7 protein-coding genes are annotated in these 6,167 nt (G+C 38.8%); 3 read left to right on the top strand and 4 right to left on the bottom strand.

What is annotated here, in order from left to right:
• The 4 genes from Q0L68_RS14825 to Q0L68_RS14810 all read right to left on the bottom strand — a co-directional run.
• Nucleotides 1-675 (bottom strand): DUF1080 domain-containing protein (locus tag Q0L68_RS14825; protein ID WP_296704737.1); only part of this gene is annotated, 675 nt, incomplete at its 3' end.
• Nucleotides 676-697: 22 nt separating this feature from the next.
• Nucleotides 698-1,573: a formate/nitrite transporter family protein gene (locus tag Q0L68_RS14820; protein ID WP_296704734.1), complete on the bottom strand. Its 876-nt coding sequence runs from the start codon at nucleotides 1,571-1,573 to the stop codon at nucleotides 698-700.
• Nucleotides 1,574-1,653: 80 nt separating this feature from the next.
• On the bottom strand, nucleotides 1,654-2,055 hold the full coding sequence (locus Q0L68_RS14815; RefSeq protein ID WP_296704731.1) for a group III truncated hemoglobin: 402 nt from the start codon (nucleotides 2,053-2,055) through the stop codon (nucleotides 1,654-1,656).
• 1 nt (nucleotide 2,056) lies between these two features.
• Nucleotides 2,057-3,298: an alkaline phosphatase family protein gene (locus tag Q0L68_RS14810; RefSeq protein ID WP_296704728.1), complete on the bottom strand. Its 1,242-nt coding sequence runs from the start codon at nucleotides 3,296-3,298 to the stop codon at nucleotides 2,057-2,059.
• A gap of 77 nt (nucleotides 3,299-3,375) precedes the next feature.
• On the opposite strand from Q0L68_RS14810, the gene Q0L68_RS14805 reads away from it, so the two are divergent.
• The 3 genes from Q0L68_RS14805 to Q0L68_RS14795 all read left to right on the top strand — a co-directional run.
• The gene (locus Q0L68_RS14805; protein ID WP_296704725.1) at nucleotides 3,376-4,722 is read left to right on the top strand and encodes a glucoamylase family protein; all 1,347 of its coding nucleotides are present in this window, start codon (nucleotides 3,376-3,378) and stop codon (nucleotides 4,720-4,722) included.
• A gap of 117 nt (nucleotides 4,723-4,839) precedes the next feature.
• Nucleotides 4,840-5,625, top strand: a complete 786-nt coding sequence (locus Q0L68_RS14800) for an SDR family NAD(P)-dependent oxidoreductase (protein WP_296704723.1) — start codon at nucleotides 4,840-4,842, stop codon at nucleotides 5,623-5,625.
• Nucleotides 5,622-6,167, top strand: a 546-nt coding sequence (locus Q0L68_RS14795) for an ROK family protein (RefSeq protein ID WP_296704721.1), incomplete at its 3' end; no start/stop codon positions are given. The genes Q0L68_RS14800 and Q0L68_RS14795, both read left to right, overlap by 4 nt.

Raw genomic sequence — 6,167 nt, 5'->3', positions numbered from 1 at the left:
TGCTTGCAAAGCTATCTGACCATGATTTGCAGTAGCTCCATAGCCATCATTAACTAAATCTCCATTGAGCCAAACCGTAATTTTATCATCTTGACATGTGATCTTAATATGGTTCCATTCTCCTAGTGGTTTCTCAGAATCATCTGTTAAATTTTTCACTCTTCTCTCTTTCCCTTCCGAAATCCCCCAATTTTCTTTTGGACCACGGCGACTCTCCATATCATCTACTTTGATATCCTGCTGGATACACCAAAAATCACCTGCATTGCTGTGCATCAACTGAACTTCAATAGATTTTGGAAACATATCATACAAAGCTCTTGGGTCGGAAGCATGGACTAATATCCCACAATTCCCAGGTTTACCTGCAAATCGGTAATCCAACTCCAAAGTATAATTTTCATATTCCTGATCCGTGATTAGATGACCTTCTGGAGTCCCTAAGCTTACCAGTAAACCATCTCTTATGATAAATGGAATTCGAAGGCTGCTATCAGCCTCCAGATCTGGAACATCCATATGCCAGCCATCTAAATTCTTGCCATTGAATAGAGAAATTGTGTTTTCTGTTTTTTTAACTTGAACCTGATCATTATGGATGGCCTCAGCTGTACATTGCCAGAAGCCCAATGAAATGATAGCAATCAAAAAATGAACATATCGACGAAATTTCATGGTTGTGGATATTAAAGAAATATTATTTACTGACTACATTATAAACAAAGGCCCGGTACTTAATCAGTCCTACGAAGATTGCCCCACCAAATGCATTTCCAAGTAAGGCTAGAATCTGAAAAGAAAGATAATCAAAGGTATTGATATCTGGAGAGTTAAGCATCCCAGAAAACACCTCAATACTTCCAATGATGCTATGATGTAAACCTGCAAATGCAAGTACTGAAGTAATCAAAAAAATCATGACTATTCTACTGATTGTGTCTTTTACTGAGGCCAATAACCAGGATAAAAGTCCCATAAGCCATCCTGCTACAATAGCACTGACCAAGATTACTTGAGGAGCAGAATCCAACACATGATCTGCAATAGTAACTACCACTTCTTTATTAAAAATCCCTAACCTCGGGCCTAGCCAGTTTAGGATCAAAGCCATCACATACCCACCTATTAAGTTTCCGCTAATAACTACTCCCCAAAGCCTCAGCATTGATGCCCAAGTTTGTTTTTTATTTAAAACAGGAAGTGTCAGCAAGGCTGTCTGCTCAGTAAAGAGGATACTTTGCCCCAAAACCACCAAAATAAACCCCAAAGGATAAACCAGTGCAATTATTTTGAACAAGGAATCTTCCTCTATCCGTCCTTCAAAAAAGAAAAATACGGAGCATATCATCAAAAAGCTGAAACCAATCTCCAAACCTGCGGTAACTGAACTTAAAAAAAGGCTACTGGGGTTTTTCTCATAGGTCTCCTGCGCATCAGAGAGTTGATCTCTTAAGATTTCACCATGAGATTTAGGGGCATCTTTCTCTGTCCTTTTTGTCGTTTGGATTTCCTTATCTATTACTTTCTGCTTCTTCTTTTCTTCCGCTTCCTGAATTTTTTCCTCTTTATCCATTGTTAAAAATTTACTCAGCTATCCCAAAAACGTTTCCAATTTTTCAAGACCTTGGGATTAAAGACTTTTTTTAATCAAATCTAATCTTTGACATTTCGCCCTTCCCAAATTCTCATAAACAACATATGGGCCATTCTTCGCGCATGTTCTTTCGCAAAATCAGCCACATCCCCTTCAAAATAGCGATCGATTGTGGAAAACCATAATTCCAACCAATTCCCAAAATGCATTTGTTCAATACTATTATCGACGGCAGTATCCACTTCTCTGTGAACTTTTGTGGGATTGAATTTCCCGGCCCCAGGACCAGTTTGTAACAAAATCATTTCCCAAAAATCACTCAAGTGGGTCAAGTGATGATCCCAATCGGTTACTACATGGTTGAAAATCGGACCTAAATTCTCATGTTTTCGTACTTGATCGTAAAATCTACGAACTAAAAAATCCACTTCCTTTCTACTGCTTATATCTATCCTATCCATTCTATTCTTTCAAAATCGGTTCTAAAACACTCAATTTTCCATCAATATTAGTAGGAATAGGAAGGCCAAGTATTTTACAAATCAGGGGATAAATATGGATATTTTCAAAAGATTCAATCTTCAAACCTTCTCTAATTTTAGGCCCATTCGAATAGAATATTCCGTGCATCTCAGGATACTTCTCACTGTAACCATGAGTTCCTCTAACAATCGTTTTATCTATTCTCATTCTTCGCTCTAGAACCTCTCTGTACTCTTCATTTTCCATAAAATAAAAACCTAAATCAGCTAATAAAATCACGTCTCCAATTCGGTCGCCATGGCTTTTCACATCCTGATAATATTCTCCTTTTGCAGGGTCTAAAACGATATACCCTTTTGCATTTTTCCCTATTTGAGCAATAACTTTTTCTCTATCCTTAGGATCATCTAAATAAATATGAGCCAATGCCCCACTATTCACTATTCTACCGGAAACTCCGTTTGTAATTTCATCCAGCGCAATATAATTTTCCAGAGGAACGTCGGCCATTCCATGATCTGACACAACGATAATATTTACCTCTTTATCTAAACTTTTCACACCTTCAAATAGAGCTCCTAATTCTTGATCAAGTCTCTCTAATCTAGAAAAAAGAAGGTTGTCATTTCCTGGCCCATAAGTATGGCCAACATCATCCATATCTGAAAAATACATGGTAATCATCCTCGGTCTAATGGAATCAGGCATTTGTAACCATTCAAATACTTTAGAAACTCGGGTAAGGTTATTTACTCTTCCATCATAATCAAAATAATAACTTGGCCTAATTCCTTGTACATCCGCTTCAGATCCCACAAAAAAATAGCTTGCTGCTTTAATTCCGTTTTGTTCTGCCAGTACCCAAAGAGGAGTCCCCCCATACCAAGTCCCATCTGTAATTAATTCCCTCTTTCTGATTTCATAAACCTCATCTTTCTCAGGATTATAAAAGGAATTATCCACAATCCCATGATGCTCCGGCTTTAACCCTGTAGCGATGGTGTAGTGATTCGGAAATGTTTTGGTTGGAAAGGATGGAATCAAAGATTTGGCAGCAGTACCTTTCTCGATAAATCGTGATAAATTTTCAGGTTGAAATCGCTCCACATAATCATATCGAAATCCATCCAGCGAAATTAAAATTACGGTAGGTTCTATAGTTTGCTGCGCAAAAGTGTGAAAAACGAGAAGCGCGAGAAAAAAGGTTAAAATATTTCGCATGTTTTTTTTCTAAAAATACTTGACCCCTCCCCGAATTCAAATCATTTTTTTACATTGATTCTACAATTCACCCATATATGCCTTTAAGTTTTCAACTTCTTCTTTCATTAATTCTAATTCTGGCTTCATGTCAGTCTACAGAAACTCCATCATCAGGAAAGGATATTCCCATCAAACTTAATGATGAGCAACTTCTAGACAGTGTCGCATATCGTACTTTTCAGTATTTCTGGGATGGAGCTGAGCCCAACTCAGGCATGGCTCCCGAACGAATTCATATCGACGGAAATTATCCTGACAATGACCAACATATCATTACCACTGGTGGTACAGGAATGGGGCTTATTGGAATTCTGGGAGCAATTGATAGAGGTTGGATCAGTAGAGAGCAGGCAAGAATCAGATTCGAAAAGATGGTTGGTTTTTTAGAAAAAGCCGATCGCTGGCATGGTATCTGGCCACACTGGCTAGATGGGAAAACGGGAAGAGTCAAACCATTTTCGCCTAAAGATGATGGAGCAGACTTAGTGGAATCTGCTTTTCTAATCCAGGGTTTGCTTGTTGTAAGAGAGTACTTCAAAGATGGATCAGAGGCTGAAAAAGAATTGGCAGAAAGAATAAATACTCTTTGGAGAGAGATGGACTGGAACTTTCATACCCAAGGAGGTAAAAAAGTCTTGTATTGGCATTGGTCTCCAAATTTTGATTGGGATATGAACTTTGCTTTGGAAGGATATAATGAGGCTTTAATTGTGTACATCTTAGCCGCTTCCTCTCCTACTCATCCAATAGATCCAGAAGCTTATCACGAAGGCTGGGCTAGGTCTGGAAATATTAAAGCCAGTGGAGTTTCTCCTTTCGGATTCCCCTTACAACTTAAGCATAACGGCGCTGAAGAATATGGAGGGCCACTATTTTGGGCCCATTATTCCTTTTTAAGTTTAAATCCAAAGGGACTTAAAGATCAATACGCCGATTACTGGCAAGAAAATCGAAATCAAACACTGATCAATCGTGTTTGGTGCATCAATAATTCAGGAAACTTTAAAGGCTATGGTGAAGATCTTTGGGGATTAACCGCTTCCTATTCAATTAATTTTTATGATGCCCATAGACCCGGAAATGACACTGGCGTAATTTCACCAACTGCCGCTGTTTCATCTATCGTCTATACTCCTGAAGAAAGCCTTAAAGTAATTCGAAACCTATATGAAAACTATGGCGAAAAAGTCTTTGGGAAATATGGGTTTTATGATGCCATGAGTCCAGAACATGATTTTTTCCCTCAACGCTACCTAGCCATAGACCAAGGTCCCATGGTAACGATGATAGAAAATTATCGAAGTAGTTTGGGTTGGAATTTATTTATGAATGCTCCAGAAATTGAAATCGGACTCAAAAAATTGGGATTTGAAGGATATTAAAAAAAGGCTCTTGTAACAAAATACTATTTGGTAAATTGAAGCATCAAGATAAAATTCATTAGCATTCTTTAGTTAACAGTTCAGAGAAGCTGCATTTTATTACTTCAGCATTAATCCATGAAGCTAGATCAAAAATCAATTGTTATTATAGGCGGAACCTCCGGAATTGGTCTCGCATCGGCAATCGCTTTGCAAAAGGAAGGTGCTAACTTGATCCTTGTTGGATTAGATGAAGAAAGCTGCGATCAAGCTAAAAATGTATTACCCGGCAACCACAAGATTATTTGCGGAGATGCGAGAGCAGAAGGATTAGCCAAGTCTGCAGTGAAAGAATGTTTGGATCAATTTGGAGACTTTAATGGCTTATTCCATGTGGCAGGAGGAAGTGGGCGAAAATTTGGGGACGGACCTTTACATGAACTTACTTTAGAAGGTTGGAATCAGACGCTAAGTTTAAATCTTACTTCCCTTATGCTCTCTAATCAAGCGGCTATCCAGACTTTCCTTGAGCTAGGACATGGTGGTTCAATTCTTAATCTCGGTTCAGTTTTAGCCTTTTCTCCCTCTCCTAAATATTTTGTAACACATGCTTATGCAGCGGCAAAAGCTGCTATCGAAGGACTTACGGTGAGTACAGCAGCCTTTTATGCTCCGCAAAATATTCGAATCAATGTGCTGGCCCCTGCATTAGTTGAGACTCCTATGTCGCAAAGAGCGATGACTAATGAAGAAATCATCTCTTTCTCCAAATCAAAAATGCCCCTTGGTGGTGGTCGCGTTGGAAAAGTCTCCGATTTAACTGATGCGGCTATATTTTTTCTTTCAGACTCCTCCTCATTTACCACAGGTCAGGTACTTCATATTGATGGAGGATGGCATCTAACCGAGGGGCAATACAAATGAAAAAAGCAATAGGAATTGATATCGGAGGCACAAACATTAAAGGAGTTCTCATCAACGAGTATGGAGAAATCCTAAAGCAAATCAAGGCAAAAACCAACTCCGAATCGGATTCTATTTGGCAAAAAAACATAAAATCCGTTTTTGAGGAACTAAAGAAGGGAATTGAAGAGAGTTCAATTCCAGTGGGGATTTCGGCTCCTGGACTAGCGAATGAGACTAATACCACCATTAGCTTTTTACCAAATCGTCTTCCAGGAATGGAAAACTTTATTTGGTCAGATTACCTTGAGGCAGAAACGCATGTACTCAATGACGCTCATGCCGCACTCATGGCAGAACATTCCTTCGGTTCACTTAAAAATTTTAATAATGCGATTCTAATTACTTTGGGAACTGGTGTTGGAGGGGCTCTTTTACTAGAGGGAAAATTACACCAAGGATCCGCTCAAATGGCAGGACATATTGGACATACTATTCTGCAATCAAATAACCTTCTACAAAGTATTATAGGAATGCCAGGAAGTCTGGAGTATGCTCTCGGT

It is taken from the genome of Algoriphagus sp., from assembly GCF_024642405.1.
In the GTDB taxonomy this organism is placed as follows: Bacteria; Bacteroidota; Bacteroidia; order Cytophagales; family Cyclobacteriaceae; genus Algoriphagus.
The sequence above is the reverse complement of the archived record's forward strand: the minus strand, read 5'-3'. Positions and strand labels throughout refer to the sequence as shown.

What these genes read in the sequence shown, in the direction of transcription:
- Q0L68_RS14820 (WP_296704734.1), bottom strand. Translation starts at nt 1,573, where the DNA reads ATGGATAAAGAGGAAAAAATTCAGGAAGCGGAAGAAAAGAAGAAGCAG.
- Q0L68_RS14815 (WP_296704731.1), bottom strand. Translation starts at nt 2,055, where the DNA reads ATGGATAGGATAGATATAAGCAGTAGAAAGGAAGTGGATTTTTTAGTT.
- Q0L68_RS14810 (WP_296704728.1), bottom strand. Translation starts at nt 3,298, where the DNA reads ATGCGAAATATTTTAACCTTTTTTCTCGCGCTTCTCGTTTTTCACACT.
- Q0L68_RS14805 (WP_296704725.1), top strand. Translation starts at nt 3,376, where the DNA reads ATGCCTTTAAGTTTTCAACTTCTTCTTTCATTAATTCTAATTCTGGCT.
- Q0L68_RS14800 (WP_296704723.1), top strand. Translation starts at nt 4,840, where the DNA reads ATGAAGCTAGATCAAAAATCAATTGTTATTATAGGCGGAACCTCCGGA.